At 39.9% G+C, this 26,165-nt stretch carries 32 protein-coding genes and 1 other annotated feature; of the genes, 5 read left to right on the top strand and 27 right to left on the bottom strand.

The annotated features are described in order from the left end of the window. From tnpA to polA, 23 genes are all read right to left on the bottom strand, one after another. Positions 1–275: IS200/IS605 family transposase (gene tnpA, locus H5S10_RS07030; protein ID WP_182588762.1), on the bottom strand; the 275-nt coding region annotated here is incomplete at its 3' end. A gap of 215 nt (positions 276–490) precedes the next feature. Beyond that, the gene (gene yjeM / locus H5S10_RS07025) at positions 491–1,984 is read right to left on the bottom strand and encodes a glutamate/gamma-aminobutyrate family transporter YjeM (protein ID WP_182589156.1); all 1,494 of its coding nucleotides are present in this window, start codon (positions 1,982–1,984) and stop codon (positions 491–493) included. A gap of 187 nt (positions 1,985–2,171) precedes the next feature. After that, positions 2,172–3,647: a HAMP domain-containing sensor histidine kinase gene (locus H5S10_RS07020; protein ID WP_182586909.1), complete on the bottom strand. Its 1,476-nt coding sequence runs from the start codon at positions 3,645–3,647 to the stop codon at positions 2,172–2,174. Positions 3,648–3,659: 12 nt separating this feature from the next. After that, positions 3,660–4,346 carry a response regulator transcription factor gene (locus tag H5S10_RS07015; protein ID WP_003664091.1) on the bottom strand — a complete coding sequence of 229 codons (687 nt, stop codon included), beginning with the start codon at positions 4,344–4,346 and terminating at the stop codon, positions 3,660–3,662. Between the two features lie 224 nt (positions 4,347–4,570). Then, on the bottom strand, positions 4,571–4,750 hold the full coding sequence (gene rpmF / locus H5S10_RS07010) for a 50S ribosomal protein L32 (RefSeq protein ID WP_003664092.1): 180 nt from the start codon (positions 4,748–4,750) through the stop codon (positions 4,571–4,573). A gap of 54 nt (positions 4,751–4,804) precedes the next feature. Next, on the bottom strand, positions 4,805–5,362 hold the full coding sequence (locus H5S10_RS07005; protein WP_182589155.1) for a DUF177 domain-containing protein: 558 nt from the start codon (positions 5,360–5,362) through the stop codon (positions 4,805–4,807). A gap of 129 nt (positions 5,363–5,491) precedes the next feature. After that, positions 5,492–6,625 carry a nucleotidyltransferase gene (locus H5S10_RS07000; RefSeq protein ID WP_182589154.1) on the bottom strand — a complete coding sequence of 378 codons (1,134 nt, stop codon included), beginning with the start codon at positions 6,623–6,625 and terminating at the stop codon, positions 5,492–5,494. 11 nt (positions 6,626–6,636) lie between these two features. Further along, a complete protein-coding gene (locus H5S10_RS06995; RefSeq protein WP_182586907.1) occupies positions 6,637–7,377 on the bottom strand; it encodes a class I SAM-dependent DNA methyltransferase in 741 nt (246 codons plus the stop codon). Continuing rightward, complete coding sequence (gene rsfS / locus H5S10_RS06990; protein WP_019251367.1) at positions 7,377–7,733, bottom strand: ribosome silencing factor; 357 nt, start codon at positions 7,731–7,733, stop codon at positions 7,377–7,379. The genes H5S10_RS06995 and rsfS overlap by 1 nt, the downstream gene beginning before the upstream one ends. Then, positions 7,733–8,347 carry a bis(5'-nucleosyl)-tetraphosphatase (symmetrical) YqeK gene (gene yqeK / locus H5S10_RS06985; RefSeq protein WP_182586906.1) on the bottom strand — a complete coding sequence of 205 codons (615 nt, stop codon included), beginning with the start codon at positions 8,345–8,347 and terminating at the stop codon, positions 7,733–7,735. Before yqeK ends, rsfS begins: the two co-directional genes overlap by 1 nt. Further along, complete coding sequence (locus H5S10_RS06980; protein WP_182589153.1) at positions 8,340–8,984, bottom strand: nicotinate-nucleotide adenylyltransferase; 645 nt, start codon at positions 8,982–8,984, stop codon at positions 8,340–8,342. Before H5S10_RS06980 ends, yqeK begins: the two co-directional genes overlap by 8 nt. Before the next feature lie 21 nt (positions 8,985–9,005). After that, positions 9,006–9,317, bottom strand: a complete 312-nt coding sequence (gene yhbY, locus H5S10_RS06975; protein ID WP_003664099.1) for a ribosome assembly RNA-binding protein YhbY — start codon at positions 9,315–9,317, stop codon at positions 9,006–9,008. 24 nt (positions 9,318–9,341) lie between these two features. Next, positions 9,342–10,469, bottom strand: a complete 1,128-nt coding sequence (gene yqeH / locus H5S10_RS06970; RefSeq protein ID WP_182589152.1) for a ribosome biogenesis GTPase YqeH — start codon at positions 10,467–10,469, stop codon at positions 9,342–9,344. After that, complete coding sequence (locus H5S10_RS06965) at positions 10,462–10,992, bottom strand: YqeG family HAD IIIA-type phosphatase (protein WP_019251371.1); 531 nt, start codon at positions 10,990–10,992, stop codon at positions 10,462–10,464. Before H5S10_RS06965 ends, yqeH begins: the two co-directional genes overlap by 8 nt. Positions 10,993–11,145: 153 nt before the next feature. Continuing rightward, complete coding sequence (rplT, locus tag H5S10_RS06960; RefSeq protein ID WP_003664105.1) at positions 11,146–11,499, bottom strand: 50S ribosomal protein L20; 354 nt, start codon at positions 11,497–11,499, stop codon at positions 11,146–11,148. Between the two features lie 44 nt (positions 11,500–11,543). Next, positions 11,544–11,741 carry a 50S ribosomal protein L35 gene (gene rpmI, locus H5S10_RS06955; protein ID WP_003664106.1) on the bottom strand — a complete coding sequence of 66 codons (198 nt, stop codon included), beginning with the start codon at positions 11,739–11,741 and terminating at the stop codon, positions 11,544–11,546. A 22-nt stretch (positions 11,742–11,763) separates the two neighbouring features. Continuing rightward, positions 11,764–12,276, bottom strand: a complete 513-nt coding sequence (gene infC / locus H5S10_RS06950) for a translation initiation factor IF-3 (protein ID WP_003664107.1) — start codon at positions 12,274–12,276, stop codon at positions 11,764–11,766. A gap of 42 nt (positions 12,277–12,318) precedes the next feature. Beyond that, positions 12,319–12,455, bottom strand: a sequence feature (ribosomal protein L20 leader region). Between the two features lie 46 nt (positions 12,456–12,501). Further along, positions 12,502–13,443, bottom strand: a complete 942-nt coding sequence (gene dnaI, locus H5S10_RS06945) for a primosomal protein DnaI (protein WP_182589151.1) — start codon at positions 13,441–13,443, stop codon at positions 12,502–12,504. Between the two features lie 20 nt (positions 13,444–13,463). After that, the gene (locus tag H5S10_RS06940) at positions 13,464–14,825 is read right to left on the bottom strand and encodes a replication initiation and membrane attachment family protein (protein WP_182589150.1); all 1,362 of its coding nucleotides are present in this window, start codon (positions 14,823–14,825) and stop codon (positions 13,464–13,466) included. Between the two features lie 17 nt (positions 14,826–14,842). After that, positions 14,843–15,307 carry a transcriptional regulator NrdR gene (nrdR, locus tag H5S10_RS06935; protein ID WP_182586901.1) on the bottom strand — a complete coding sequence of 155 codons (465 nt, stop codon included), beginning with the start codon at positions 15,305–15,307 and terminating at the stop codon, positions 14,843–14,845. 45 nt (positions 15,308–15,352) lie between these two features. Next, positions 15,353–15,952 (bottom strand): dephospho-CoA kinase, encoded by a 600-nt coding sequence (gene coaE, locus H5S10_RS06930; RefSeq protein ID WP_182586900.1) that lies wholly within the window; start codon positions 15,950–15,952, stop codon positions 15,353–15,355. 3 nt (positions 15,953–15,955) lie between these two features. Continuing rightward, positions 15,956–16,786 carry a DNA-formamidopyrimidine glycosylase gene (mutM, locus tag H5S10_RS06925; RefSeq protein ID WP_182586899.1) on the bottom strand — a complete coding sequence of 277 codons (831 nt, stop codon included), beginning with the start codon at positions 16,784–16,786 and terminating at the stop codon, positions 15,956–15,958. A gap of 14 nt (positions 16,787–16,800) precedes the next feature. Next, positions 16,801–19,467, bottom strand: a complete 2,667-nt coding sequence (gene polA, locus H5S10_RS06920; RefSeq protein ID WP_182589149.1) for a DNA polymerase I — start codon at positions 19,465–19,467, stop codon at positions 16,801–16,803. Positions 19,468–19,589: 122 nt separating this feature from the next. On the opposite strand from polA, the gene H5S10_RS06915 reads away from it, so the two are divergent. Beyond that, positions 19,590–20,264, top strand: a complete 675-nt coding sequence (locus tag H5S10_RS06915) for a YoaK family protein (protein WP_182586897.1) — start codon at positions 19,590–19,592, stop codon at positions 20,262–20,264. A gap of 58 nt (positions 20,265–20,322) precedes the next feature. Here H5S10_RS06915 and H5S10_RS06910 read toward each other — a convergent pair whose 3' ends face one another. Together H5S10_RS06910 and murC are read right to left on the bottom strand one after the other, a co-directional pair. Then, positions 20,323–21,036, bottom strand: coding sequence for a Bax inhibitor-1/YccA family protein (locus H5S10_RS06910; RefSeq protein ID WP_182589148.1), 714 nt, complete (start codon positions 21,034–21,036; stop codon positions 20,323–20,325). A gap of 91 nt (positions 21,037–21,127) precedes the next feature. Next, positions 21,128–22,432: a UDP-N-acetylmuramate--L-alanine ligase gene (gene murC / locus H5S10_RS06905; RefSeq protein WP_182589147.1), complete on the bottom strand. Its 1,305-nt coding sequence runs from the start codon at positions 22,430–22,432 to the stop codon at positions 21,128–21,130. Between the two features lie 255 nt (positions 22,433–22,687). On the opposite strand from murC, the gene H5S10_RS06900 reads away from it, so the two are divergent. Both H5S10_RS06900 and H5S10_RS06895 read left to right on the top strand, forming a co-directional pair. Next, positions 22,688–22,981 (top strand): type II toxin-antitoxin system prevent-host-death family antitoxin, encoded by a 294-nt coding sequence (locus H5S10_RS06900; RefSeq protein WP_134989257.1) that lies wholly within the window; start codon positions 22,688–22,690, stop codon positions 22,979–22,981. Between the two features lie 3 nt (positions 22,982–22,984). Next, on the top strand, positions 22,985–23,323 hold the full coding sequence (locus tag H5S10_RS06895) for a type II toxin-antitoxin system YafQ family toxin (RefSeq protein WP_182589146.1): 339 nt from the start codon (positions 22,985–22,987) through the stop codon (positions 23,321–23,323). Positions 23,324–23,462: 139 nt separating this feature from the next. Here the strand turns inward: H5S10_RS06895 and ytpR are convergent, their stop codons facing one another. Together ytpR and H5S10_RS06885 are read right to left on the bottom strand one after the other, a co-directional pair. Beyond that, positions 23,463–24,110 (bottom strand): YtpR family tRNA-binding protein, encoded by a 648-nt coding sequence (gene ytpR, locus H5S10_RS06890; RefSeq protein WP_182586893.1) that lies wholly within the window; start codon positions 24,108–24,110, stop codon positions 23,463–23,465. Between the two features lie 128 nt (positions 24,111–24,238). Then, positions 24,239–24,559: a thioredoxin family protein gene (locus tag H5S10_RS06885; protein WP_035156972.1), complete on the bottom strand. Its 321-nt coding sequence runs from the start codon at positions 24,557–24,559 to the stop codon at positions 24,239–24,241. Between the two features lie 164 nt (positions 24,560–24,723). On the opposite strand from H5S10_RS06885, the gene H5S10_RS06880 reads away from it, so the two are divergent. Together H5S10_RS06880 and glsA are read left to right on the top strand one after the other, a co-directional pair. Then, positions 24,724–25,062, top strand: coding sequence for a PepSY domain-containing protein (locus H5S10_RS06880; RefSeq protein ID WP_182586892.1), 339 nt, complete (start codon positions 24,724–24,726; stop codon positions 25,060–25,062). A 56-nt stretch (positions 25,063–25,118) separates the two neighbouring features. Further along, on the top strand, positions 25,119–26,039 hold the full coding sequence (gene glsA / locus H5S10_RS06875) for a glutaminase A (protein WP_182586891.1): 921 nt from the start codon (positions 25,119–25,121) through the stop codon (positions 26,037–26,039). The last annotated feature ends 126 nt before the right edge of the window (positions 26,040–26,165 follow it).

Here is a 26,165-nt window from a genome sequence, read left to right as displayed (position 1 = left end):
TCAAACATCATTAATGCACTTTTCCCTTTTAAGTATCCCATAAACTGCGATACACTTAGCTTCGGCGGAATACTTACTAACAAGTGCACATGATCTGGCATCATATGACCTTCAATTATTTCTACTCCCTTATATTTGCACAACAAACGAATATAATCTCTTAGGTCTCTTCGGTATTGATTGAAAATCGCTTTACGTCTATACTTTGGTATGAATACGATGTGATACTTACATAACCACTTCGTATGGGCTAAGCTATTTAATTTATTAGCCATATTTATACAACCTCTTTTCCCTTATTGACTTTGGCTTGAACACCTACATCTTAAGGCAAAAGAGGCCTTTTTTATATAATTTTTATCGCCCACCCGCATAGCAGGTGGTTTTTTGTTTCGTGCATTCGCTTTGCTCACGCACTCAACTAGGTCTAAAGACATTAATAAAAGAGACTATTGAAAAAATCAAAAATTTTTTCAATAGTCTCTTTTATCTACTTTGTAATCTTCTTTGCTGCGTGATTGTAAAATATCCAGGCAACAATTCCAAAGAAAACCGGACCAAATGCCGTCCAGAATGCAGTTTGAAAATCATGCTCGATAATCGGTTGAATACATGTAAAGATAATCCCTAAGCAAACAATTATTTCAACAAAAATAACCAACACGTTTGTCCAAAAGCGGTTCTTAAATACTACAAAATCATGCGGAATATCCTTCTTTTGAAAGACTGGAAATGCACCAACAAGGAAAATGTAAGGCGCACAGGTTGAAACGTTAACCATATCAGTTAAAATTTGGTAAAAACTAGCTGCCGCGGAACCCCCAAATGCGATTAAGAAAATAATACATGAGACAAAAATTGCTTGAATCCACATCGCATATGCTGGCATTCCATGTTTGTTCAGTGTCACAATTTTTTTAGGCCACAACTCAGGATTAGCTCCCATAATAAAGGACTTAATCGGGGAGTAAACTAGCAGGAACATGGCTCCCAACATCCCCATCAGACCAGCTAACGCAATCATTCGCGTAAAGAGAACGCCAAGAAAAATATTAGTAGCATGACTTAATCCCAGTGAAACTCCTAGTTGGTATCCTAATTGGTTAAAGACAACATAAGTAACATTACCCAAGTTAACGCTTGATTTTGCAATAACGTGATTGTAATTAACGCTAAAGCCAGTCATCAAAATCATTAATACATAACTGCCAATCGTTAAGAGCGAACCAATAACTAAGCCCCGTGGGAATGTCTTCGCCGGATCTTTCATACTATCAGTAACGCCACCAAGATTTTCCATTCCACCATAGGCAAAGATTGCGTAAACGACGAATGAGATAATCGCAATCGGCGTCTTAAAAGCTGGATTAGGCGATTCAATGAAACTGCTAATACCATGAATAGGCTGGGCAGTAACTCCCTTGTTAGCAATAATCGTCACTAAACTTGCAATAATGAAAATTGCATTCATTCCAATCATAAACGCCCCACCAAACGAGCTAATTTTCGTAATACCATTAATCCCCTGTGAACTCAGTAAAGTCACCAGTAAGACGAAAAGAATTGCCAAAATACCAATTAACTGGTTCGAATTAAAAATCCAAAAGTGCCATTGTTGGGTCGTATCATGGCCAAATAATAGTGCCGACAATGTTATCCACAGCCGAGAAGCACTTGATACTAGCCACAAAATCCAACTAGCTAACCAAATAAAGGTGCCGATAAAGGCCAGCCGTTCCCCTATCGAACCAGCTAACCACGAATAAATTCCCCCCTTAGCGTCCTTAAATGCTGAACCATATTCAGCCATCATCAAACAACAGGGGAAGAAGAAACAAACTCCAGCAAGGATATACCAAAACATCCCCGCATATGCCATTTGATCATAAGCTATTGAAACATTACCAAACCCATATATTGTCGAAATAATCATTAACACCAATGTTGGCGTTGTGATTAATTTTTTCTGCTCTTTCGCAGCCACTCCTATTCAACTCCTCAATAAAATCCTCATATTTTAGTATCCGTTTTCATTATACCGCCCTTAGGAGAAAACATCGCTTATTTTATCGGCCATAGGGAGAACAATTGAATAAAAATGTTTTGTAATAAAAAAGTGAGGATAGAAGCAAAAATTTCTCATCCTGCTTCTATCCTCACACCTTAAATATTTATTTTTTTGTCTCTGGATCTTCAATAATCGGTAAAATGATTCTAAACAATGATCCAGCACCGACTGAACTTTCCAGGGTAATTGAACCGTGATAACCTTCAATTAGTCGTTTGGCAATTGAAAGACCTAATCCATTACCGCCTTTCTTACGACTACGAGCCTTATCTACTCGATAGAAGCGATCAAAGACCCGTTTTACATTTTCCGGCGAAATCCCTTCACCAAAATCTTGAATGCCAATTTCAACAGTATTCATTCCCCGTGAAAGAATAATATGGATCTCTTTATGGTCGTCCGTAGAATATTTAACGGCATTATCACATAAAATTACAAGTACCTGTTCAAGATGATCACGATAAATATCAACCATGATTGGTTCTTTCAGGTCGTCGTCCAAACGGAAAGTAAAGTCTGGATATAGCATCTTAAAGTTATTGTAGACCTGGTGAACCACATCATTAACAACCGTATGCTGGTTGCGGAAATTGATCTCAACTTGTTCTGCCCGGCTCAAATCAAGCATTTCCTGAACTAAATTCTTCATCCGGCGCGTTTCAATCAATGTTGCTTTAATTGAATCATCCAACACTTTGGGATCATCCTTCCCCCATCGTTGAAGCATCTCTAAATGCCCTTGAATAATCGCAACAGGCGTCCGTAATTCGTGACTAACATCACTGACAAATTGTGACTGCTGGTCGATATACCGCTGCATCCGATCAAGCATCTCATTAAACATCGTTATCAGTTCTGCTAGTTCATCATTACGATTGGTGGTTGGTACTCGGACATCTTTAGTTGGATCAGCACTAATCTCCTTAACCGTATCGTGAATCCCGTCCAATGGTCGAAGGAGAAAGAGTGAAAGAAAGTATCCCAATAGACCACTCGCAATCACAACCAAGCAAAGGGCTAATACACATACTAATGCCAACTGATGATAGCTTTGCATATAAGCATCGAGATTATTTTCAACTTGTAAGTACCCAATCAACTGCCGATTAGTCTGCCCATAGATTGGCATCTGACCGACCAGCACATCATGATCGGGCCCAGCAGCAATATGGATATTGCGATTAGTCGTAAACTGTGGCTTTTTAATATAGCGACCAGTACTCAAAATGTTTTTCCCATCAGGATTGTAAATGTTGATAACTAAGTGCCCATCACTTAATTCCTTAATGACTGGTCGTTTATATTCCTCTCCCGAAATAATGTTTGACCGTTTTCTGTCTGGATCAATAAGGTGACTAACGTTCTTTTTTGTTAAGGGCCTATTAACAGTACTTAATTGTGTACTAATGTTGGTCATCCCTTGATTCAATAATTGTCTTTCCTGATGAAATAAATTTTGCGTAAATGCACTAAATAATGCCATGACAACGATACAAAAGATGATTAATGACCCTAATGCTGTTCCAGCTGCCCACTTAATTTTTAGTGAAACAAACCGTCTTTCATCTTTTTGTTTCATAATTGATCATTCCTAGGAGCGAATCACATATCCAGTACCACGAACCGTTTGGATATAGCTCTTTTCACCAGGACGGTCGATCTTATTTCGTAAGTACCGAATATAAACATCAACAACATTGGTCTCAACTTTGGAGTCATAGCCCCATACCTTACTCAAAAGATCTTTTCGTGACATAACCACATTGATATTTTCCATCAAGATCAAAAGTAATTCGTATTCCCGCTTTGTAAGGTTAATTACTTCATCACCACGACGAACAACGCGATTCTCTTTTTCAATGGTAAGGTCCTTGTAATTGACCGTCGTTTGGTGTTCCTTATTATTACCATCTTCAATACTAATTCGCCGTAATAATGCCCGAACCCGCGCAAGAAGTTCTTCAATAGCAAACGGCTTAACAATATAATCATCTGCCCCGTGATCTAATCCAGAAACACGGTCAATAACAGAATCACGAGCGGTCATGATAATAATTGGTGTGTCTTTTAATTCACGAACCCGCCGTGCAACTTCGATCCCATTTAATTCTGGGAGCATCAAGTCTAGCAAAATCACATCAAAATCTTGATTTAAGGCTGCTTCTAATCCGGCACGACCATCAAGTTCAACATCTGTATCGTAGCCTTCATGCTTTAATTCAAGTTCTACAAAGTTTGCTAAATTTTCCTCATCCTCAATAATTAAAATTCGACTCATTAATAACTCACCTACTATAATAATCTTTTTTTACTTGTTATACGTATTAATAAAACACAATAATTTTATCACAATTTTTTAATAAACCCCAGTATTCTCTATACTAAAAATCTCGATTTATCAAGGAATTAGATTATATCATTTTTTACTTATAAATTCTTAGAAAATTTTAAAATAAAAAAACTATCCTAGGTCCGGCGCCTAAAGGATAGCTTTTATATTAATTAGTTGTTAGTGTTAACAACTTGCTTGCCATCGTAGTAACCACAACTTGGGCATACCATGTGTGACTTACGAAGTTCACCACAGTTTGGGCAAGGAGTAAGGCCAGGTACATTTAACTTGATGTGACCCCGACGCATACGCTTCTTAGTCTTTGAAGTCTTCCGTGCTGGAACAGCCATGTTTGACACCTCCTAAGAAATTAGAATTATCCACAAATGGTTTTTAACCGTCCGCTATTTTTTGTTATCCTGATCAGGAAAAAGGTTTTGCAACTTAGCGAGACGTGGATCAACTTTGTCATCTTTCTGCTGCTGGGCCTTATAGTCATCTTCAGAGATAACACTCCAACCCTTTCCGTTTGGCATTGGTTTGCCAGATTTTTCTTCGGCAGAAAGGACCCGTAGTGGTACCTGTTCAACGATATTTTCCGCTAATGCAGTATCAAAATCAATTAAATCACCCTTTTTAATCAGGAAAACAACCTCATCTTCATCCTCATAGCGGGCAAAGTGTGAACGATCATCGATATACGTCTCTGAGAACGTAAAATCGAGTGGTAATTGAACGGGTGTTAACGAGCGACTAGATGGAACGGTTAACGTCGTAGTAACATGAGCGCTAATCGTTGCATCACCATCGTCATAAGTAACGTAACCATCAACTTTAACTGGTTGAACAGCTAAAATAATATCTGGAAACAGTTTCGTTAATGATGCGTTCAGATCAAAAGTACTTTGAATATGAAGTGGTTCATCTTGGTAACGATGTAATTCAGCTAACGACCATTTCAACGTACTAACCTCCTAATGCAACATGTGCAATTATACTAGTCCCCTTATACGTTGTCAATGTTTTTTCCTTGACAACCTTTCAGGAAACCAAATCTACTTAGAATATTTTACCAAACTTTATCAAAGACGTTAATTAATAATTATCGGCGGGTGCTTCAAATCTTGTTCAACTGGTGTAAATAACTGATACAGTTTTCCTGCTCGATAATCAAGGTTAAGCAATTGATCGCGCATTTCTTGATCTACCTTTGTAATCAACGGAAGATCAAGCTGCTTTTTTACCTCATGAAGGTATTCACGTCCTTGTTTATTAAAGGCCAAGACATGGAGATAAGGATGTTTACTATGTTCAGCTACTTCTTCTTGGGTAATCTGCAAGATTGTGTATAAATAAACCCGCAATAAGTGTGCATAAGTATATCGCTTAGTCTTGGTGAACTTCATAAATGAATTAAAATCAAGGCTTCGCTGGGCGGCCTCCTTCATCCGATATTCGAGTCCTTCTGCCATTAAGTAAGTTGACTGAAGGGTCGAAATAGGCGCTTGGATAAGTTGATTACGTAATAAGGGATAAAGTTCTGTCCATGAAGGAATAATCTTTATTGTTGCTAATGCATCCCCCATTACCTGGGGAACAGCTTGCCAGTAATCGCCCTTTTCACTGATTGCCTGACGGATTGCACTCGCACTCGCAATTTTGCCTTTAATTTGCTGGTCGTGATAGTTACTCCCCTGTCGCTTGATAGGCAGCAACTCAAAATGATAGTCCTGGTTAATTTTAGCTTTGGTATAAGCAAAAGCTAAAATATCATTGGGATCAATAAGTGTGATCCCAGTTTGTTCTTTTAATTGTTGGTTAAATTGGGTGGCATAAGTTGCATTGTACTTATTAAAATTTTCCTGGTTAAAAGCTTCTTCAGCCTTTACTAAGCGTGCAAAATCCCATTCTGGATGTTCGCTCCCAAAGACAATTGAATCAACGCCAAGAGCATTTAAGAGACTCAGCGCACCTCCTGCAAACCGATGTGCTGGTTGGACAGCGTAAAAAAGCGGTAATTCGATCACCAGGTCAACCCCATTCATCACTGCTGCCCTTGCCCGTGACCATTTATCAACAATTGTCGGTTCGCCACGCTGGGTAAAATTACCACTCATTACCGCTACCGTTACATCTGCCCCGGAAATTTTTTTTGCCTGCTGAAGGTGGTAGCGATGCCCATTGTGAAATGGATTATATTCAACAACCATCCCTACTGCTTTCATGTGAACTCTCCTTATTTATGACACTTAAAGAACCATCGTGTTGGGTTTTCTTCTTTGATAGATGTCGAAAAATTTGATCCCACTTCAACAGAATTAAAGCCAGCTTGAGATAACATCTGCTTTAACAAGGGCAATTCATAAGCACGTTCATAATGGGTTTCTCCAACACGATCATAACGTCCATCATTACCTCGAGTGAAAAAAGCTAATTCATGAATCACACCATGATCAACATCATCATCTTTAAAAGACTGCCAGATGAATGCCCGTTGATGATCTTCACCTTCATAGTTGAACATATATCCCGGATAAATGACATCAGTTTGATAAGGGGAAATGACATCAAATAAAAAGATCCCATTATCTTTCAAGTGATCAGCAATCTCATTGAAGGTCTTCTGCACGGCCTTTGCATCGGCTAAATAACAAAAAGAGTCTGCATAACACGTGATCGCATCATACTGCGGTAAAGCACTGAGGTCCCGCATATCGGCTTGCAAGAGATGCATATTAACCCCAGCTTTCGTGGCATGTTGATCGGCAATACTGAGCATCTCAGCAGAAAAGTCAGCAACCGTTACGTCAAATCCACGAGCAGCGAGCATTACTCCCAACCGTCCACTACCCCCAGCTAAATCTAAAATGCTCTTAGTATCAGCAGGAAGGTTCTTAATTGTGAATTCTTCCCACTTCTGGTACATCTCAGGATCAAAAAGCTGGTCATATAACTGGGCAAAACTTTGATAAATCATTAATCATTAATCCAGTCGTTAATATTGACAAGGGGTGCGTCGGCCCATAATTTTTCAAGGTTATAGAATTGACGAGTTTCTTCACGGAAAATGTGGACAACCACGTCACCAAGGTCAACCAATACCCATTGAGCATGATTTTTACCTTCAACGCTACCAATTTTGACATTTTCTTCATGCGCTTTTTCAACAATGGCATTGGTGATCGCTTGTACTTGCCGGTCTGAACCGCCAGTCATAATAACGAAATAATCAGCCATTGGACTAATCTCATCAACTTTAAGGGCAACGATATCTTCTGCGCGCCGACCATCGGCAGCCTTGACAACCATTTCTAATAATTGTTTACTATCCATTAATCTATCTCTCCTTCATATTGCGGAACCCATGCATTATAGGTATCTATTGTCTTTGGATATACCGGCTTTCCATTTTCAATCAAATAAGCCAGCGTATGTTTTGTTTGATAAGCAACCCCTGCTTGAAGGTTTGCTGCTGTAATTACTCGTGCCTTTTTTACGCCGGCAAAGTCCCGACCCGGTTCAATATAATCAGCCATGTAGATAACTTGTTCGAGCTTTGTCATTACTGGCGCCCCAGTAGTATGGTGACGAACCGCATTTAGGATATCTTCATCCCAAATCCCTAATTCATCCTTGATTAGCTCTGCACCAACTACTCCATGCCAAATTGCATTACCATAATCTAAGAGCAGCGGATTAAGCCCTTTTTTCTTAATCTCAGCAATAAAATCTTCGTCAGGACGCTGTTTGGCATAATCATGACACAGACCGGCAATACTAGCTTTTTCAACATCAACCCCGTATTGCTCAGCTAACTTAATCGCTGTCTCTTCCACACGTAACACATGCTGAAATCGTTTATCCTTTAACGCCTTTTTTAGACGATCGATAAGTTCAGACCGTGTCATCGGGATATAACTTTTATTATAAACTAATTCTTCATTCACGATATAATTGATGCTCCTCAATAAATTTTCTTACAGCATCCGGTACCATATACTTAATCGATTGGCCATGTTGCACCCGTTGTCGAATATCGGTTGAACTAAAATCAACTGTTGGGACATCTACCCAAATTACTGGATACCGTGTCTCATTCTTCGCTCTTTGACGGTGAACGCCGACAAAATGGAAATGAGGCAAGCGGATTAAATCATTGATCCGGTACCACTTGTCAAGGTAATCGACCATATCCCCACCAATAATAAAGTAATAATCCACATCAGGGTGCTTAGCTAACAAATACTTAATAGTATCGTAAGTATAGCTAACTCCGCCTCGCTCTAATTCGGCATGCTCAATCCCTAAAAAGGGGTTATCAGCAACTGCTAATTCGAGCATCTGCAACCGCAATTGAGGATCAAGCGAATCTTTATGATCTACATGGGGAGGTTTAGCATCTGGTAAAAAATCAACCCGATCAAGACAAAGAGCGTGACCAACTTGATCAGCCATAAATAAGTGCGCATTATGAATAGGATTAAATGTTCCCCCATAGAGACCGATTCGTTTACGATGTCCACTAACCTTAGTCTGCGGTTGTGCCTGGGGTTGCACCTTGTCTACTACACTACAGCTTTGCAAAACCGTCACTCCTACTTTTACTTAGATTTCAGCTACCCGTGATGACAATTCACGGGCATCCTTATTTGCTGAGACCTTAAATAAAACTAACACCCGACCAATAACTTGAACTACTTGAATAGAAGTTTTTTCTTCAATTAATTCGCGCACTTCATCAGTTGTAACATCTGAGTTTTGTAAAATGCTAACCTTAATTAACTCTCGACGGTCAAGTGCGCCGTCTAATTGAGCAAGCCAGTTGTCAGTCAGACCATCTTTACCCACAGAAAATAGTGGTTGAAGGTGGTTTGCTTGTGCTCGTAAAAATCGTTTTTGTTTTCCTCTTAATTGCATAAGTCTTTTCCTTTCAAATATTAATTAAATCATTGCGCGCCGTACAAGAGCCCCCACACCTTTAGGAACCCACGCAGCAACAGTCGTTTTTGCAGGAACGGTAATCCATCCCAGACCCTCAAAAACAATATCGCTCTTTTCGGTAATGTGGAATTCATAGCGTTCTAATGGTGGAAAACTATCTTTCTCATCACTAGTCGGTGGTGTAAGTAAGTCTCCCAAGTGTTTAGCATAGAAATTATCAGCATTGCTTAGCTTTGTACGGTGAATTGGTAAATTATTATCAAAGTAAGCAACCATCCCTGCGCGTTCACCATACAGATAATCAAACCGCGCAACGCCACCTAAGAATAATGTTTGGCCATCATTTAATTGGTAAGTCTTTGGTTTAATTTCTTTTTGGGGAGCAACAATCTTCAAGTCTTTTGGTGATAAAACATGGGCCATTTGTTCTTGATGAATAATTCCGGGAGTATCAACTAAAACATGTCCATCATCAAGGGGAATTTCAATCTTATCAAGAGTAGTTCCTGGAAAACGTGAAGTAGTAATCAATTCGTTTACTCCCGTTCGTTGCTTGATAATCTGATTTATTAACGTTGATTTTCCAACATTGGTAACACCTACAACATAAACGTCTCGATTGTGCCGGTATTTTTCAATCACATCAAGCAAGTGGTCAATCTGATGGTTCTTTTTAGCAGAAACAAGAACCGTATTAATTGGACGCAATCCGGCAATATTTGCCTGTTGACGAATCCAGTCAGTTAATTTTGGCCGCCGCAGAGAGCGTGGTAACAGGTCCTCCTTGTTTCCAACTAATAGCACTGGATTATCACCAACAAAACGGTGTAAGCCCGGAATTAAACTCCCATTGAAGTCAAAAACATCAACAACATACACAATTAAAGCATTGGCATCCCGAATCTGATTTAATAGGCGCAGAAAATCATCATCCGTTAATGACACCGGAGCAATTTCATTGTAGTGCCGCAAACGGAAACAACGCTGACAATACAATTCTCCTGTCTCTTTTCCCTTCTCAAGGGCTGACTTAGGCGTATACCCCAAGCCATTAGGATCTTCTGTTTGGATAATACTCCCACAACCTATACAGCGTAATTCTTCAGTTTGTTGTTCTTGTTCAGTCATTCAAATCCTCCTGCCATTTTAAATCTGGATATTTTTTATTTAAACTCTTCCAAACACGGCGTTCAAAAAAGCGGTTAATACGGGTATCCCACTTATCCGTATTTAATAGTGGACGTACTAAGATACTTCGAATGCCCGCTTGGTTAGCCGCAGCAATATCGGTCAATAGCTGGTCGCCAACCATGACCACTTCATCTTTTGTTAAATTAAGTTTTTTTCGTGCACGATCAATCCCAAAACTTAAAGGCTTCAATGATCGCGAAACAAATGGAAGATCAAGGCTATTAACAGCTTTCCCAACTCGTTCCTTACTATTATTAGAAATAACAATTAGTGGAATATGGGCTTCCCGTAAAGCATCCATCCACTCCTTTAATTCTGGAGTTCCATCTGGATTGTTCCAAGCAATCAAGGTATTATCCAGGTCACTAAAAACAGCTCGCACTCCCTGCTCTTTTAATTGGGCAGGAGAAACAGAATATATTGTATTAACCATCCATGTTGGTTTAAATATCTCTAACAAAGTCGCACCTCATCAAATTTAATATTCCAATCGGTTAACCCGATTAAATGTTCTAGTATTTAATTATATCGTGTGCTTTACTCGGAAAGCAACTAATTAAAAAAAGCCGCTTATCATGCATACGCATCATAAGCGACCGAAGATTATTTAGGCTTAGTTAAGAGCTTTCTTAGCTTCGTCAACGAGTGCCTTGAATGCATCTGCATCGTTAACAGCTAAATCAGCTAACATCTTACGGTTAATGTCAATGTTAGCAACCTTTAAGCCGTGCATTAACTTGCTGTAACTAATGTCGTTCATACGTGCAGCAGCGTTAATCCGAGCAATCCAAAGTTCACGGAACTTACGCTTGTTGACCTTACGATCACGGAAAGCGTAAGTGTAACTCTTCATTACTTGGTCTTTAGCAGTCTTGAAAAGACGGTGCTTTGAACCACGGTAACCCTTTGCTAACTTCATAATGCGCTTGCGACGTGCACGCGTAACAGTTCCACCTTTAACTCGCATGTTGAAATCCTCCTACGTATATTAAATAGTTATTTTTGTGAAGTTTACTTAAATGGTAATAACTTCTTGTAACGCTTTACGTTGGTCTTGTCCATCATGCTCAAACCACGTAATTGACGACGTTGCTTCTTAGTCTTACCGTGGAAACGGTGACTAGTGAATGAGTTTCCACTCTTGAATCCACCATTAGCTGTACGCTTGAAACGCTTGGCAGCAGCACGGTTACTCTTCATCTTTGGCATAACTAATTCCTACCTTCTTAAATTAATTCTTTGCTTTATCAGCAGCCGGAGCAAGAGTCAAGAAAATACTCCGCCCTTCCATCTTTGGACGTTGGACAACAGTAGCGATGTCTGAAGTTTCTTCAGCCATTCGTTCAATCATGTCACGACCGATATCCTTATGGGTAATAGCACGACCACGGAAACGTAATGAAATCCGTACCTTATCGCCCTTTTCAATGAACTTACGAACACGCTTTAACTTAACGTTAAAGTCATTAGTATCGATTGATGGACTAAGGCGAATTTCCTTAACCGTTATCGTCTTTTGCTTCTTACGAGCTTCACGCTCTTTCTTTTGCATCTCGAAACGGTACTTCCCGTAATCCATAATGCGGGCAACAGCTGGGCGTGCCTTTGGTGCAACTAATACTAGGTCTAAGTTAGCTTCTTCAGCTAACTGTAGTGCTTCACGCTTAGACTTAATGCCTAGTTGTTCACCATCTTGACCGATTAACCGCACTTCCCGTGCACGAATACCGTTATTGACAATCATATCTTGTGCTATGGCAACGCACCTCCAATTTTTTTAGCGAAAGATCAAGCAAAAAAGCGAGGTACAAAAGTACCCCGCTTCATAACAACGACCTTATCCTAGTGGTCGATTATCATTCATCTCGTCAGCCCGGCGATCGATATCACCTAGGCGAGAAGCGGGTGCTTCTGCTTTTTCTTTCAACGTTTATTAGCTTACTAAATTCAAAGTTTAATGTCAAGAACTTTATCCCTTATCACGCAAATTCTTTCCTTCCATTTCAATTTCTCGTGATAAGTACTTAACTCTTTCCATAATTCGAGCTGCTTTGAGGGGCTCATTATCGCCCTGTGCGTTGATAGCAAGATGGTTATTTTGCAACTCCTCCATTGAAAAATTAGAACTAAAGAAGGTTGGTAACTCCTCTTGCATCCGATATTCTAAGATCACGCTTAAAATATCATCTCTTACCCAAGTTGTCATTGCACCAGCCCCAATATCATCAAGCATTAAAATCGGGGCTCGTTTAATAGCATCCAATTTTTCCCCTGTATTGTTTTGCTTAATTGAATTCCGCATTTCAACAGCAAAACTAGGGAAATGGACCATCGTTGTTGCAACACCTTTACTCTTAGCGAGTTCATTAGCGATTGCTCCAAGAAGGTATGTTTTTCCGACCCCAAATTGCCCATATAAGTAAAGCCCTGGTTGGAACTTATCTTTTTGATAATTATCCGTAAAGTCCATGGCTGCTTGAATTGCCTTTGTTCGTGTATCAGTTTGGGTATCTTCATTTAAATAGTAATCATCATATGACGCATTTTTAATGAACTTCGGCATATTAATTGAGTTAACTAGCCGTTGAATATAACGTTGGCGCTGCCGTTCCAATAATTGTTTAGTTGGAACATAGGTTACGTCAATCTGCCCTGCACTGATAACTAATTGTGGGGAATATCCTGGGGCAACAGTTGGCACGCCTTTTTCAATTAATTGCTTTTCATGAAAAAACTCATAAAGCTTTGACTGTCCCCGTTTAATTGCTTCTTTACTAAGATGGTCACGATTTTCGTTTAAGAACGCTTGAACATCTTTATCCGCATAGACCTGCTTCATTGTTTGCTGGATATTGTTTGCGATATTTTGCCCACGCATTAACTCTTGTAAAGTTTTATTTAGTGACTGCATGCTGCCACCTCCTTTAGTTGCTACTTCTTCTTCCGATTAGCGATCCGTTCACGCAATTTAGCAATTTCTTGTGAGGAAGCCTTTTTCATCAGCTCACTCGTATCTTTTTTGCTCCATGCTGGCATCGGTTCTTTAATCGTCTTGCGCCACTTATTTTTCTTTGGCGTCTTCGTTTCCTTTTTCTTTTCTTGCGACTGCTTGTTGAAGGTCTTTAATTGAACGATGGCTTGCTCTCCATTAATTACGCCATGCTGGAGCCAGTTATTGGCAATTGCATCGACAAAATTAGCAGTCAAAGTAGCATTTCCCCGATCACTAATCACATACCAAGTTAAGATATTAATAGCATCTTGGGTCAGCTTTTCTTGCGCTACTAAACCTGTCAGAATATGACGTTCACCTGAAGTTACATAACCACCCGTCTGACCTTTAAGAACCTGCAAAAATTCAACTGGAGAATAATCCTTAGCTGTCGTCAATAATTCTTGATCTTTACTGGTTAGTTCACTATTTTTATTTGTTACGGGCGCTTCTTTTTCCGCTACCTTTGTCGTTGAAGAGTAGACGATGTTATAGGTAGACGCGACAATTTGCTTAAATTTTTGAGGATGGAAATGATTGGTTTGGAGATCAATCGACCGCAAAACCAATGTCTTCATCGTTGGTGCATCAATCCCATATAATTGATGTTCTATTAATATTAGGTCTCGATTATTTTCAAGATCGGCACTGACAATTGGTTGATTAGCTAGCAAGTGGATGAGGGTTGACCAATCAAAGTCATCGCTCATCCCCGTTGTTAACTGGGGTTGCTTTTCTACTGGTGATTGCTTTCGCGCCGTTAAAATCGCTTGTGGCGTTTCAGTAATTGACTGCGAGTTAACGTGAAATTCTTCAAAAAAGTTGTGACTCACATTAGTTAATGAAGTATTAGAAGAAGCAAGCTTGTATTGCCGACTCTGCTTAATCAAACGGTCAAATGCTTCTTCTCCTACTTCTTCTAAAAGTAAAATACTCAGTAAATTATCAGCTAAAAATTTTTCCGGAGTAAGGGTTGGCTGTAATTCATAAACATATACATCCCCGATCTCATCGTGTTGAAAGTAAGTCTGAACTAAGCCAACCGCCTCTAAACGATGAAGAGCTTCCAGCACTTGTTGGCCACCAGCATTTATCTGGGCTAACAGGTCACTTTGCAAAGTCCTGTTGGCAATTGTAGGATTAGGCAGTAAGCGCGCTTTTAACGCATAAAAAAAACTAAACGCAACCGGCCCTAAAATCGGCTGATAAAATGTTGCAAAAGTCCGGTCATTAAAACTAATAAATGCAGTGCTGGCCGTAACAATATAACCGGCTTGCGGATCAAAAGCTGCTGCAGTCATTTTACAGCCCTCCTCAATTATTTTTTATGTTCTGCCTTCATCATTGTTTCAAGTTCGCTCATAAAGGCGTCAACGTCCTTAAATTGACGGTAAACACTTGCAAACCGAATATAGGCAATCTCATCGACGTCTTTTAATTCGTTCATCACAAATTTACCAATAATTTGACTGGAGACTTCGCTTTCACCAATGCTCCGGATTTGTTTTTCCACTTTATCTGCAATCTTGGTCAATCGCTCCATACTAACCGGTCGTTTTTCTGCCGAGCGCACAATTCCATTAAGAATCTTTTGGCGACTGAATTCTTGACGCGTGCCATCTTTTTTAATTACTAGTAGTGGCGTTTCCTCGTACCGTTCAAAGGTTGTAAACCGAAAGCCACAATGAATGCACTCACGACGACGACGAATAAAGCTTCCGTCTTCGCTTGGCCGGCTATCGACAACCCGTGATCCATTTTTGTGACAATGTGGACAGCGCAATGTGTCCCCCTCCTTTATAGTATAAGTACTTTATTTTACCACATTTTACTTTGCTTTTAGCTGCTTTATTAAGGATGCGACCTGTTTTTGCAAGGCAACCTGATCACCATTATTATTTATTTTAAAATCCGCCAACGCTTCTTTCTCTGATAACGGCATTTGGGCAGCAATTCGTGCTTGAGCTTCCTTTTTAGAACAGTGATCGCGAGCCATTAACCGCTTAAGCTGAGTTTGTGGATCAGTATAAACAACTATAACGTAATCACAATCTTCATCATAATGTTGCTCGAATAACAATGGTACATCTAACACCACGAAGGGAATTCCTCGTTTCTTCAAAGTATCAGCTTGCGCAAAGATAGCATCGTAAATCAATGGCTGAAGAATCTCATTGAGTTTTTTTAATGCTTCTTTATCATTAAAGACAATTTTAGCGAGGGCCGGTCGATTTAGCTCACCCGTTGGCAAAAGTACTTTCGGACCGAACACTTTGACAATCCTCGTTAGTCCAACCGAATCTGGCTTTTGAACTTGCCGTGCTACTTGGTCAGCATCAATCACCGGAATTCCCGCCTGCCGCAAAATATTGCTTACTGTTGTCTTCCCAGTTGCAATGCCACCTGTTAATCCAACTATCTTTGTCATTTTCTATTCCTTCAACGCTTGACAGTGGGGACAAAATGTCGTTCCACGTTCAGCAACCTTAATTTTAACCATTTTCGTGCCACAACGCGGACATTCATCTCCTGCATGACCATAAGCTTTTAAGCGATCCTGGAAAGCACCGGCATCACCAAACGCATTCGTAAAACTATGCACAGTGGTTCCCTTGTACTTAATCGCTGTCGCTAGTTCTTTGATGATATTTTCCCGTAATTCAGCAATCTGATTAGTCGTTAAAGTATTGGCTGGTTGCTCTGGATTTATTCCCGTCATCCATAGTACCTCATCAACATAAATATTACCCAAACCGGCAACGTGCCGCTGATTGAGTAAGAATGGCTTAATCTTTCCCCGACTCTTTTTTAATTCAGCTATAAAGTACGGCAAAGTGAAAGTATCTTCTGTCGGTTCAGGACCAATTGTCTTCAAACCGCCGATATTCATCTCATCACCGGTTTTTACCAATGTCATTCGGCCAAACTTACGGGTGTCTTGATAACATAATTCCGTGCCATCCGTAAATTCAAAGACAACATGGGTATGTTTATCAATCGGGCCGCCAATCGGTTGGTTGTAATATTTTCCTTCCATACGGAGGTGCGAAATCATCGTCAAATCATTAGTAAAACGGAAAAGAAGATATTTTCCTCGCCGATCAATATTTTCAATCGTCTGTCCAATCAATGCTTGTCGAAAATCTTCAACGTCATTGGTAATTGTTTTCCCATAGTAAACGTCAATCGCATTAATTTTACGCTTAACGGCAATCTTCAACAAACCGCGGCGAACAGTTTCAACTTCTGGTAATTCAGGCATTTAATTCCTCCAATCTATTTTTTAAGGTCATACCAGGTATCCCCATACTTACTATCTACTTTAAGTGGTACATCCAACTTAACGGCTGAATCCATTACTTTTGGCACTAATTCCGCTAAAACTGGAATTTCTTCCTTCGGGGCCTCAAAGACTAATTCATCATGAATCTGTAAGAGCATTTTTGCCTTTAGATGACGTTTTTCAAGTTCATCTTGCATCCGAATCATCGCAATCTTAATAATATCAGCAGCACTCCCTTGAATTGGGGTATTCATTGCTGTCCGCTCGGCAAATGATCGCTTGCTGAAACTTTTGGCATGAATGTCTGGTAAGTAACGACGTCGATGGGTAATCGTCTCAACATAACCATTTTCTTTAGCAAACGCAATCGTGTCATTGATGTATTTCTTTACGCCGGGAAATTCGTGGAAGTAATTTTGAATAAATTCATGAGCTTCTGCACGACTAACATGAATCCGTTGTGCCAGTCCGTAATCACTAATCCCGTAAACAATTCCAAAATTAACTGCTTTTGCCCGGCGCCGCATATTACGGTCAATCTCGGCATCAGGAGCTAGGTGAAAAATCCGGCGAGCTGTACTGGCGTGAATATCTTCCCCATTTTTAAAGTCTTCCTGGAGGTTCTTGTCACCAGTGATATGGGCAAGAACCCGTAATTCAACTTGCGAATAATCTGAAGAGAAGATTTGCCACCCTTCATGACTAGGCACAAATGCCTTTCTGATTAAGCGTCCTTCTGGCAACCGTACTGGAATATTTTGCAGGTTAGGATCGACAGAGGACAAACGGCCAGTTTGCGTCAACGTCTGTAAGTAACGCGTATGGATCTTCTGGTCATTTGAATGGATAACTTTCAGCAAACCAGTGATATAGGTAGATTGAAGCTTGGCAATTTGGCGATATTCCAAAATCTGCTCAACAATCGGGGACTTATCAGCTAGCTTCTCCAGCACATCAACTGCAGTGGAATAACCGGTCTTGGTCTTTTTGATCACTGGTAATTTCAATTTTTCAAACAGAATATGGCCCAGTTGCTTAGTGGAGTTAATGTTAAATTCCTCACCAGCTTCTTGATAGATCTGACTTTCAATTTCTGATAGCCGTTCAGTTAATTTACTACCCATATCTTTCAAAGTTTGTGCATCTACATGGACACCCGCGATTTCCATTTTTGCAAGAACCCGGGTTAGCGGTAATTCAATATCGGTATATAGCGGCGTTTGCTTATTTTCATCTAATTTAGCAAAAAGATCCTTACGCAGATGTTCAATTGCCCGCGCCTTCGTAGCCAAGTGACTAAAGAAGACCTCGTCATCATCAGGCACCGCGCGCTTAGCACCTTTACCATAAACTTCTTCATCTGTTCGGACATCATCATAACCGTGTTCCTGAGCTACTTGTCCCAGGTCGTTACTATTGTCATTAGTATTTAGAAGGTAAGATGCCAAAAGCAGATCAAAATTAATATTTTCAAGCGGAATACCGAGACGATGAAGACCAACGATTTGCGCCTTGGCATTGAAGACATTCTTCTTAACGCTATCACTCTGGAGCAAATCTTTGAGGGGCGCCTCTTTAAGCAGGTCCACATCTCGACTCGTAAACCAGTGTCCTTCATTGCCGATCACAAAACCAGCGAATGGTGACGTGTGGTAGTTTTCTGCTGGCATTTCAAGGTAAAAACTGACTTCACCCGTCAATTGTCCTAGTTTGTCTAAGTTATCCTTAGTTAAAACCGTGTAGTCAATTGGAGCAATTTCAGCTTCATCTTCGTCGCCGGCCCCATCGATATCCATCTTTTTCAAGAAAGATTTAAAGCCCATCTCTTTGTAAAACTTGATCAAGTCATCAGTTTGTGGGCCTTGGTATTGCAGATCATCTAAGTCAATCTTGAGCGGAGCATCCCGAAGAATTGTCGCTAACGTCTTACATTGGCGAGCAATCTCTTCATCCTCAATCAAATGTTCTTTCATCTTACTCTTTTTGAGGTCATCAATATGGTTATAAAGCTCTTCAACCGAACCAAACTGTTTCACAAGCTTGATCGCCGTCTTTTCCCCAATTTTAGTTACACCCGGATAATTATCGGAAGAATCACCCATCAATGCCTTCATATCAATTATTTGGCGTGGGGTAATTCCTAATTTTTCCTCGACATGTGCTGGCGTATAATGTTCCGTATCAGTAACTCCTTTGTGAGTAACGGCAACCGTCGTATTTTCACTTGCTAACTGGGTAAGGTCCCGATCTCCTGTTACGATCAACGTCTTGTAGCCAGCATCATCCGCCTGCTTAGCCAAAGTACCGATAATATCGTCAGCCTCATAGTTAGCTAATTCATAACTATGTAACCCAGAGTCTTTGATCAATTCGCGCACATAAGGGATTTGCTCGGTTAATTCATTAGGCGTCTTGTTTCGACCACCCTTATAGTCATCATACATTTTCGTCCGGAAGGTTACTTTTCCTGCATCAAAGGCTACTAAGGCGGCATCCGGTTTAAAATTTTGCAATACATGGTCAAGCATTAACTTAAAACCATAAATCGCAGCCGTATGCAAGCCGTCCTTATTTGTAAACTTGTCCATTTGGTTATGCATGGCAAAAAATGCCCGGAAAACAATACTATTTCCGTCAATTAACAATAATTGTTTTGTCATTTAATTCCCGCCCTTCTATCGCTAATAGTAATTGTACCAGAGAATATAGCAATGGTTTAGTTTCTTGACCAAAGATTTAAGTTATAATTAAAATGAAAAACATTAGATGTGAGATGAAATTTATGGATAAACTCATTAACTATCAAAAGCCAGCAGAAGCACGTCTCTTTGCCCTCCTTCTTACTTTCAGCGGTGGCTTCATCGATGCTTTTACATATATCAAATGCGGACGTACGATGGCAGCAGCCCAAACTGGCAATATCATTTTCCTTAGTGCCGCGCTAGCAAACCATAATTTTCTCGGTGTTGTTGATCGTCTGGGCTCATTGATCGCATTTATTTTTGGATTAGCAATGGTCAGTATCCTGCACGCTCATTTAAGAACTGATTATTGGCGAGTAGTTTGTCTGTTGCCGATTTTATTAGTAGGGGCCATTATCGGTTTCCTCCCGGATAGCTTTCCTGATTATCTGATGGTTCCAGCTGTTTCCTTTGGTTTAGCAATGCAAAGTGCCGCTTTTAGCAAAATCGAAGGACTTGGTTATAATAGTGTCTTTACAAGTGGCAGTGTCAAAAAAGCTGCTGTTGCCTGGAGCGAATATTATTTTCATCACGATCGTTCGCAACGATCAGCTGCCTTTAGTTATCTGATGATCGTGATTTGCTTTACGCTTGGCGCGATCATTTCTGCGCAGTTGCTTCCCTTTTTCCGAATGAAAACTATCTGGATTGCAACGTTTTTGATTCTCGTAACTGATAGTTCTTATTATTTAACAAAAAAGAATGCTAAAAAATAATCATTTAAAGTAGGAAAAAGGCTAAGAAAAAGTTTTTGCTTTTTCTTAGCCTTTTCAATTAATTTCGCTCACTCATTCCAAAAATTTGAAGAAGTGAGATGAAGAGGTTTACGAAGTCTAAGTACAATTGAAGGGCACCTAGAACAGCTAAACCATTCGTTGATACTTCACCACCATAGTTAATGTAGATTTGCTTCATCTTTTGTGCATCCCAAGCTGTCAAAACAGTAAAGATAATAACAGCGATAAAGGAGAAGATGTAAGCAACGGCAGGACTTTGTAAGAACATGTTGATCAGGTAAGCAATCATTAAAGCAATCAAGGCAGCCATTGCGTGAGCACCAAACTTACTTAAGTCACGCTTAGTAATGGTCCCGTACAAAGCCATCGTGACAAAAACAGCCGCGGATGATACGAAGGCTGAGGCAATGCTTGCTCCCGAATAAACACCAGCAATAATTGCAAACTCAACACCATAAATTATCGCCGTCAGCATCAGCATAATAAATGCCCCAACTGGGTTCCGCGTAGCACTAAAGCTTACCCCCATTGACAAAGCAATCGGTAGTAATAAGATAATCCAAACCATGCCAGGGTGAGCACCAAAAAAACCGAAAACAGCACTCCGGAATACCCCCATGGTCAAGTAAGCACTGAATGCAGAAACAAGAACTGCCAGCGTCATGTTTCCATACATTCGGGTCAAGAAACTATTCAAACCAGCTGCGTCAGTAACAACCCGACGCCCTGGTTCTTGAGAAAAGTTATTCATCAAAACTCCCTCTTTCTATTTAATTTGACTTTATTTGACTAATTATAAAAATGGTAGCAGAGGCCACCATTTCATTCAAGTAAATCTTTAATTATTTTAACAATTCTTTGTACTTTTCTTCGTACTTTTCAACGTCACCGGCACCCATGAAAACAACTACTGCATTATGGTATTGCAAAAGTTTGTCCATGGTATCCATGTCGATACCTTCACTACCTTCAATTCGTTGCTCCAAATCGGCACTAGAAACATTTCCAGCATTTTCACGAATTGAACCAAAAATTGGGGTAACAAAAGTCTTATCTGCCCGGCTAAGTGATTCCGCAAAGCCATCGATATAAGCGGCCAATCGTGAGTATGTGTGCGGTTGGAAAACAGCGATAACTTCACGATCTGGGTACTTTTGCCGTGCCGCATCAATTGTTGCTTTAATTTCGCTCGGGTGGTGAGCATAGTCATCAATAATGGTCGTATCCGCAATATCAGTCTCGCTGAAACGACGCTTTACCCCACTAAAGTTGGCTAGTTCTTGTTGAATCTCATCCATATTCATGTGTTCCATGTAAGCAACTGCTAGCACTGCTAAGCTATTAAGGACACTGTGTTCACCGTATAAGTGAATAGTGAATGTGCCAAGCTTTTGGTCGCGGAAGTATGCATCATACGTTGAGCCTTCTGGTGTCCGTTGAATATTTTCTGCCCGGAAATCATCATCTAGGTTAGTTCCATAGTAGTAAACCGGAACATCAACGTTTAAGTCACGAAGACTAGGATCGTCTCCCCAAGCAAAAATTGCCCGTTGAACTTGCTTACCGTACGTTTCAAATGAATCGCGGACATCTGCCAAATCGTTGAAGTAATCAGGGTGATCAAAGTCAACGTTCGTCATAATTGCATAGTCTGGGTGGTAAGCAAGGAAGTGATCACGGTATTCATCAGCTTCAAAAACAAAGAAGCGTGCGTCCGCATTTCCTTTCCCTACCCCATCACCGATCAAGTAGCTGGTTGGTTCTACCGCTGCTAATACGTGTGATAACAATGCAGTCGTACTGGTCTTCCCGTGTGCTCCGGCAATCCCAATACTAGTATGATTCTTAACCTCATTTTCAACAGCCTCAGGGTAACTTAAAATTTTAAGGCCTAATTCATGTGCTCGTTTAATCTCTGGGTGATCATCATCAAAAGCGTTTCCTTGGATAACAATCATCCCCGGTTTCAAATTGGCTGGATCAAATGGCAAAACTTTAATTCCCGCCGCTAACAATGGCGCTTGTGTAAATGTTTCCTTTTCAATATCTGAACCTAGTACTTGGTGTCCTTTGTCATGAAGGATACGTGCTAAAGAGGCCATCCCGGTCCCTTTAATACCAACAAAGTAATATGTATTTTGTTCCATCAATCCAATTCCTTTCAACAATTCAATTTAAAATAAATGCGAGGGGTAGATCAGCAACTATGATCCATCCCTCACTAAATAATAAAGCATTATAAAATTTTGGCAATAGTAATCAGCTGTTTTTTGTTAGTTTTCTGGGTAAGAAATTTTTCTTCTTCTATTATAAAACTAGTATTTTACAAATTTATCTCCATAGATATTTGTTACAAAATAATGTACAATATTAAGTACAAAAAGAAGCAAGGATGTGATTATATGCCAATTGCTACTACTCAAAGCGACTTCAGAAAACATATCAAGGATTACCTTGATCGAGTTAATGAAGACGAGCAAACTGTCTTAGTTGCCCGTTCAAACCAACGAACAGCTGCAATCATCTCCCAAAACCAATTGAATGCATTGCTTGATGCTGTAAATGCTAAGGAAGATTCATTAGACTATGCTATTGCAAGAGATAAATTAATTGACATGCATATTATTCCAGATGATCCTATTATTGACTCCAATGACAATTACTGGAATCAATTCAAGAATAGTGAGGAAAAGTAGGTCATGTCTTATTACTCTTTTCGGCCACGTAAAACATTTAACGCTGACTTAGCACGCCTTGGTAAATTAGACCCATCAATTATTGATGATATCCATGAGGCCATTGATATTTTACTCAATGGCGATGCTCTCCCCAAAGAATATAGGGATCACCACTTGCAAAGAAAATATGCTGGTTACAGAGAATTTCATGTCAGAGATACTCCCAAAGGCGCAAAACCTACGAAAACCAATGATGTTCTAGTAATCTATAAGATTGACCACCAAGATCTTGTATTAGTTGCTGTACGAGCATGTTCTCACAATAATCTTTTTAATAAGTCATATCGAAAAAACAAATAAGTTTTCGCAAGTCAAAGATAAACATCACAATCACAGTACAATAATGGCCTCTAGGATTCGTTAAAGTTGAACCCTAGAGGCCATTATTGCTTGCAGGGGCTTGCGTCGCTCCCATCAAAAATCACTTATCGCTTTTTTGTTAGTTTTCTGGGTAGAACGTATCAGCCTTGGCAAAATCAACTGGTTCACCGACTTCTTGCCAATCATCAGGGATAATGAACAAGCCCTTTTCATCAGGAGCGTTCTTAATCCGTAGTTCACGGAAACCACAAAGCATGCCGTCACTATCGACACCCATCAACTGACCAGGCCAAATGATCTTACCGTCTGGCATCATCGCACCAGGACGAGCAACTACGACTTTAATACCTTCCGCAACATTAGGAGATCCGCACACGATCTGGACAGTCTTATCATCAGCAATCCGTGTTTGCGTTACCTTTAAGTGGTCAGACTTAGGATGGTCAGTGAGCTTTTCAACATAACCAACCACAAACTTAGGATCTTCGTCAGCCGTTAAGAGCTTATCAAAGCCCGCTTCTTGTAACTTTACATTTAATTTTTCAACTTGAGCGGCATCTAAAAATACTTGCCCGTTTTCACTTGTTAATTCTGGTAAGATTTTGCTGGCGTTCATAAAGTTATAGCCAAGTAATGCACCATCTTTTTCAGCGGTGATCTGAGCTACATCATCAGCAATCTTAGTAATTTGGTCATCCGCATCCGGAGCGGTAATAACGACTAAAATGTCGCCTAATTCATTGGGATTGTAACTTGAAATTAACATCAAATATTCCTCTCTCTAATATAATCTACTATTTTATATTATTACATAAAAAGAAGACTATGAAAATCTAATTTAAAACTAAAGAAGGCTGAATAATTCAGTCCCTTTATTTTCACAGCCTTCTTATTTTACTTCAAATTGTTTAAAAAATCTTCAACTTGTTGCTTAGTTTTACGATCTTTATTGACAAATCGACCAATTTCTTTACCATTATTATATACAATGAAACTTGGAATTCCAAATACATTTAATTCAGCAGCAAGGTCGATGTTTTCATCGCGGTCAACTTCATAGAAAGTATAGTCACTGAAGTCTTGTTCGATCTCAGGCATTGCCGGCTTAATAAAACGGCAATCCGGGCACCAGCCAGCCGTAAAGAAAAGGACGACCTTGCCATTGCCGATAGTTTCAATTAATTGATCTTCTTTTAATTGTGGTAGTCTTTCCATAATCCTCATCCCTATATCATTTTAGCAATATTATACCATGCTTCTTATCTATTGTAAGTAATCTGCTTGCAAGGATTGGATATTTGGATTTTAATAATTAAAAATGATAGAATAAATGAGAAGTTAAGAACGGATTAAATTTAAATAGTGAAGGAAGCAATCATATGAATGCAAACAATAACTCCCTCAACCCCTGGCTGATTCCAGTCACATTAGGTGCATCCGGAATCGCTGGTTTTATCGCTGGCAAACTTTTTGGTAATCGCCAAATGTCTGCTGATCGGATCTTAAAACTAGTCAAAAATGATTTTGCAAGTGAAGGTTCGCTAACCGGCAGCTGGATCAATGATAAAGCAGTACCTTTCCAACGATTCGCGGTTAAAACCCAAGCTTATGAAGGCGGCGTTTCTCGGCTAGAAGATGGCGATGAAGTAGATTACGAGTTTGTTGCTGATGCATATACTGGTAGTCTATTGGAATTAAAACGAATTGAGAATAACTAAAGCAAAGGCTGGGGACAAACTTCCCAGCTTTTTTCAATGTAAAGGGAGAAAACATCATGAATCTTAATGACGCAATTCAAGAATGTTGGAGCAAAATTGACGAAGGACAGGTAGCAACGTATATTCCAGCTTTAGCAAAAGTTGATCCTTACCAACTTGGCGTTTACCTTTTTGACGTCACAAATGATAAAAAAGCAGAAGCAGGCGCATCTCAAGTTCGATTTGCCATCGAAAGCGTCTCGAAAGTAATCACCCTCCTCTACGCAATTGAACGTTTAGGCTTGTCAGCAGTTGAAGAACAAGTTGGAACACGCCAAACCGGCTTCCCCTTCGATACAATCCTTAACATGGAAATTACCAAAGAGACCCATCCTCTCAACGCTTTTGTTAACAGTGGCGCTATCCTCATCAGTTCATTAATCGAAGAACAAGATGGGCTTTCTCCCTTTGACCAAATCCTTGAATTTAGTCGTAAAATCTGCAATGACCCCGATATCACTCTCAACGAAGAAATTTACCAATCGGAGTTGCGAACCGGGGATATGAATCGGTCGTTAGCCTACTATCTCAAGGCCAAAGAAGTCCTCACTAATGATGTCACCCTTAGCCTTGACACCTATTTTAAGCAGTGTTCAATGATGGTCACTTGTCAAAGCCTAGCTAATCTCGGCGCCGTTCTTGCTAATGACGGGATCGCTCCTTGGAATAATGAACGAATCATTTCAAGCGAGGCCGCGACATATACAAAGTCGGTCATGATGACGACTGGCCTCTACAATGAATCAGGAACTTATTCCGTTAAAATCGGTGTCCCCACTAAGAGCGGTGTCGGCGGTGGTTTAGTTTCTGCTGCCCCAAATCATTATGGGATTGGGATTTTTAGTCCAGCACTCGACCATGCTGGTAATAGCGTTGCCGGGCTAGCCCTCCTTGAACTCATCAGTAAAAAATTAAAGCTTGATATATTTAGGTACTAACTGCAAATATCCGCCTTCTTATTGAACCCAACTTAATTAAATTTAACGTTCAATTCAATTTCGTTAATTTACTATTTTAATGCAATCTTTCGGTCCATCCTAAGGGTATTTTTAGTATAATTAAAG

The organism is Limosilactobacillus balticus (genome assembly GCF_014145615.1).
GTDB classification, from domain to species: domain Bacteria; phylum Bacillota; class Bacilli; order Lactobacillales; family Lactobacillaceae; genus Limosilactobacillus; species Limosilactobacillus balticus.
Note: the sequence above shows the minus strand (reverse complement) of the source record. Positions and strands in the feature narration are given on the sequence as shown.

Bases quoted from the DNA above. Each gene is read 5' to 3' on its own strand.
- mutM (WP_182586899.1), bottom strand. From the start codon at position 16,786: ATGCCTGAATTACCAGAAGTTGAAACTGTTCGCCGCGGTTTGTTGAAG.
- H5S10_RS06880 (WP_182586892.1), top strand. From the start codon at position 24,724: ATGAATGCAAACAATAACTCCCTCAACCCCTGGCTGATTCCAGTCACA.
- H5S10_RS06910 (WP_182589148.1), bottom strand. From the start codon at position 21,036: ATGAATAACTTTTCTCAAGAACCAGGGCGTCGGGTTGTTACTGACGCA.
- glsA (WP_182586891.1), top strand. From the start codon at position 25,119: ATGAATCTTAATGACGCAATTCAAGAATGTTGGAGCAAAATTGACGAA.
- H5S10_RS06940 (WP_182589150.1), bottom strand. From the start codon at position 14,825: ATGACTGCAGCAGCTTTTGATCCGCAAGCCGGTTATATTGTTACGGCC.
- H5S10_RS06895 (WP_182589146.1), top strand. From the start codon at position 22,985: ATGTCTTATTACTCTTTTCGGCCACGTAAAACATTTAACGCTGACTTA.
- H5S10_RS07020 (WP_182586909.1), bottom strand. From the start codon at position 3,647: ATGAAACAAAAAGATGAAAGACGGTTTGTTTCACTAAAAATTAAGTGG.
- dnaI (WP_182589151.1), bottom strand. From the start codon at position 13,443: ATGCAGTCACTAAATAAAACTTTACAAGAGTTAATGCGTGGGCAAAAT.
- murC (WP_182589147.1), bottom strand. From the start codon at position 22,432: ATGGAACAAAATACATATTACTTTGTTGGTATTAAAGGGACCGGGATG.
- H5S10_RS07015 (WP_003664091.1), bottom strand. From the start codon at position 4,346: ATGAGTCGAATTTTAATTATTGAGGATGAGGAAAATTTAGCAAACTTT.
- rsfS (WP_019251367.1), bottom strand. From the start codon at position 7,733: ATGGATAGTAAACAATTATTAGAAATGGTTGTCAAGGCTGCCGATGGT.
- rpmI (WP_003664106.1), bottom strand. From the start codon at position 11,741: ATGCCAAAGATGAAGAGTAACCGTGCTGCTGCCAAGCGTTTCAAGCGT.
- yhbY (WP_003664099.1), bottom strand. From the start codon at position 9,317: ATGCAATTAAGAGGAAAACAAAAACGATTTTTACGAGCACAAGCAAAC.
- rplT (WP_003664105.1), bottom strand. From the start codon at position 11,499: ATGCGAGTTAAAGGTGGAACTGTTACGCGTGCACGTCGCAAGCGCATT.
- H5S10_RS06900 (WP_134989257.1), top strand. From the start codon at position 22,688: ATGCCAATTGCTACTACTCAAAGCGACTTCAGAAAACATATCAAGGAT.
- yqeH (WP_182589152.1), bottom strand. From the start codon at position 10,469: ATGACTGAACAAGAACAACAAACTGAAGAATTACGCTGTATAGGTTGT.
- ytpR (WP_182586893.1), bottom strand. From the start codon at position 24,110: ATGTTAATTTCAAGTTACAATCCCAATGAATTAGGCGACATTTTAGTC.
- rpmF (WP_003664092.1), bottom strand. From the start codon at position 4,750: ATGGCTGTTCCAGCACGGAAGACTTCAAAGACTAAGAAGCGTATGCGT.
- H5S10_RS06885 (WP_035156972.1), bottom strand. From the start codon at position 24,559: ATGGAAAGACTACCACAATTAAAAGAAGATCAATTAATTGAAACTATC.
- H5S10_RS07000 (WP_182589154.1), bottom strand. From the start codon at position 6,625: ATGAAAGCAGTAGGGATGGTTGTTGAATATAATCCATTTCACAATGGG.
- H5S10_RS06915 (WP_182586897.1), top strand. From the start codon at position 19,590: ATGGATAAACTCATTAACTATCAAAAGCCAGCAGAAGCACGTCTCTTT.
- coaE (WP_182586900.1), bottom strand. From the start codon at position 15,952: ATGACAAAGATAGTTGGATTAACAGGTGGCATTGCAACTGGGAAGACA.
- infC (WP_003664107.1), bottom strand. From the start codon at position 12,276: ATGATTGTCAATAACGGTATTCGTGCACGGGAAGTGCGGTTAATCGGT.
- H5S10_RS06995 (WP_182586907.1), bottom strand. From the start codon at position 7,377: ATGATTTATCAAAGTTTTGCCCAGTTATATGACCAGCTTTTTGATCCT.
- polA (WP_182589149.1), bottom strand. From the start codon at position 19,467: ATGACAAAACAATTATTGTTAATTGACGGAAATAGTATTGTTTTCCGG.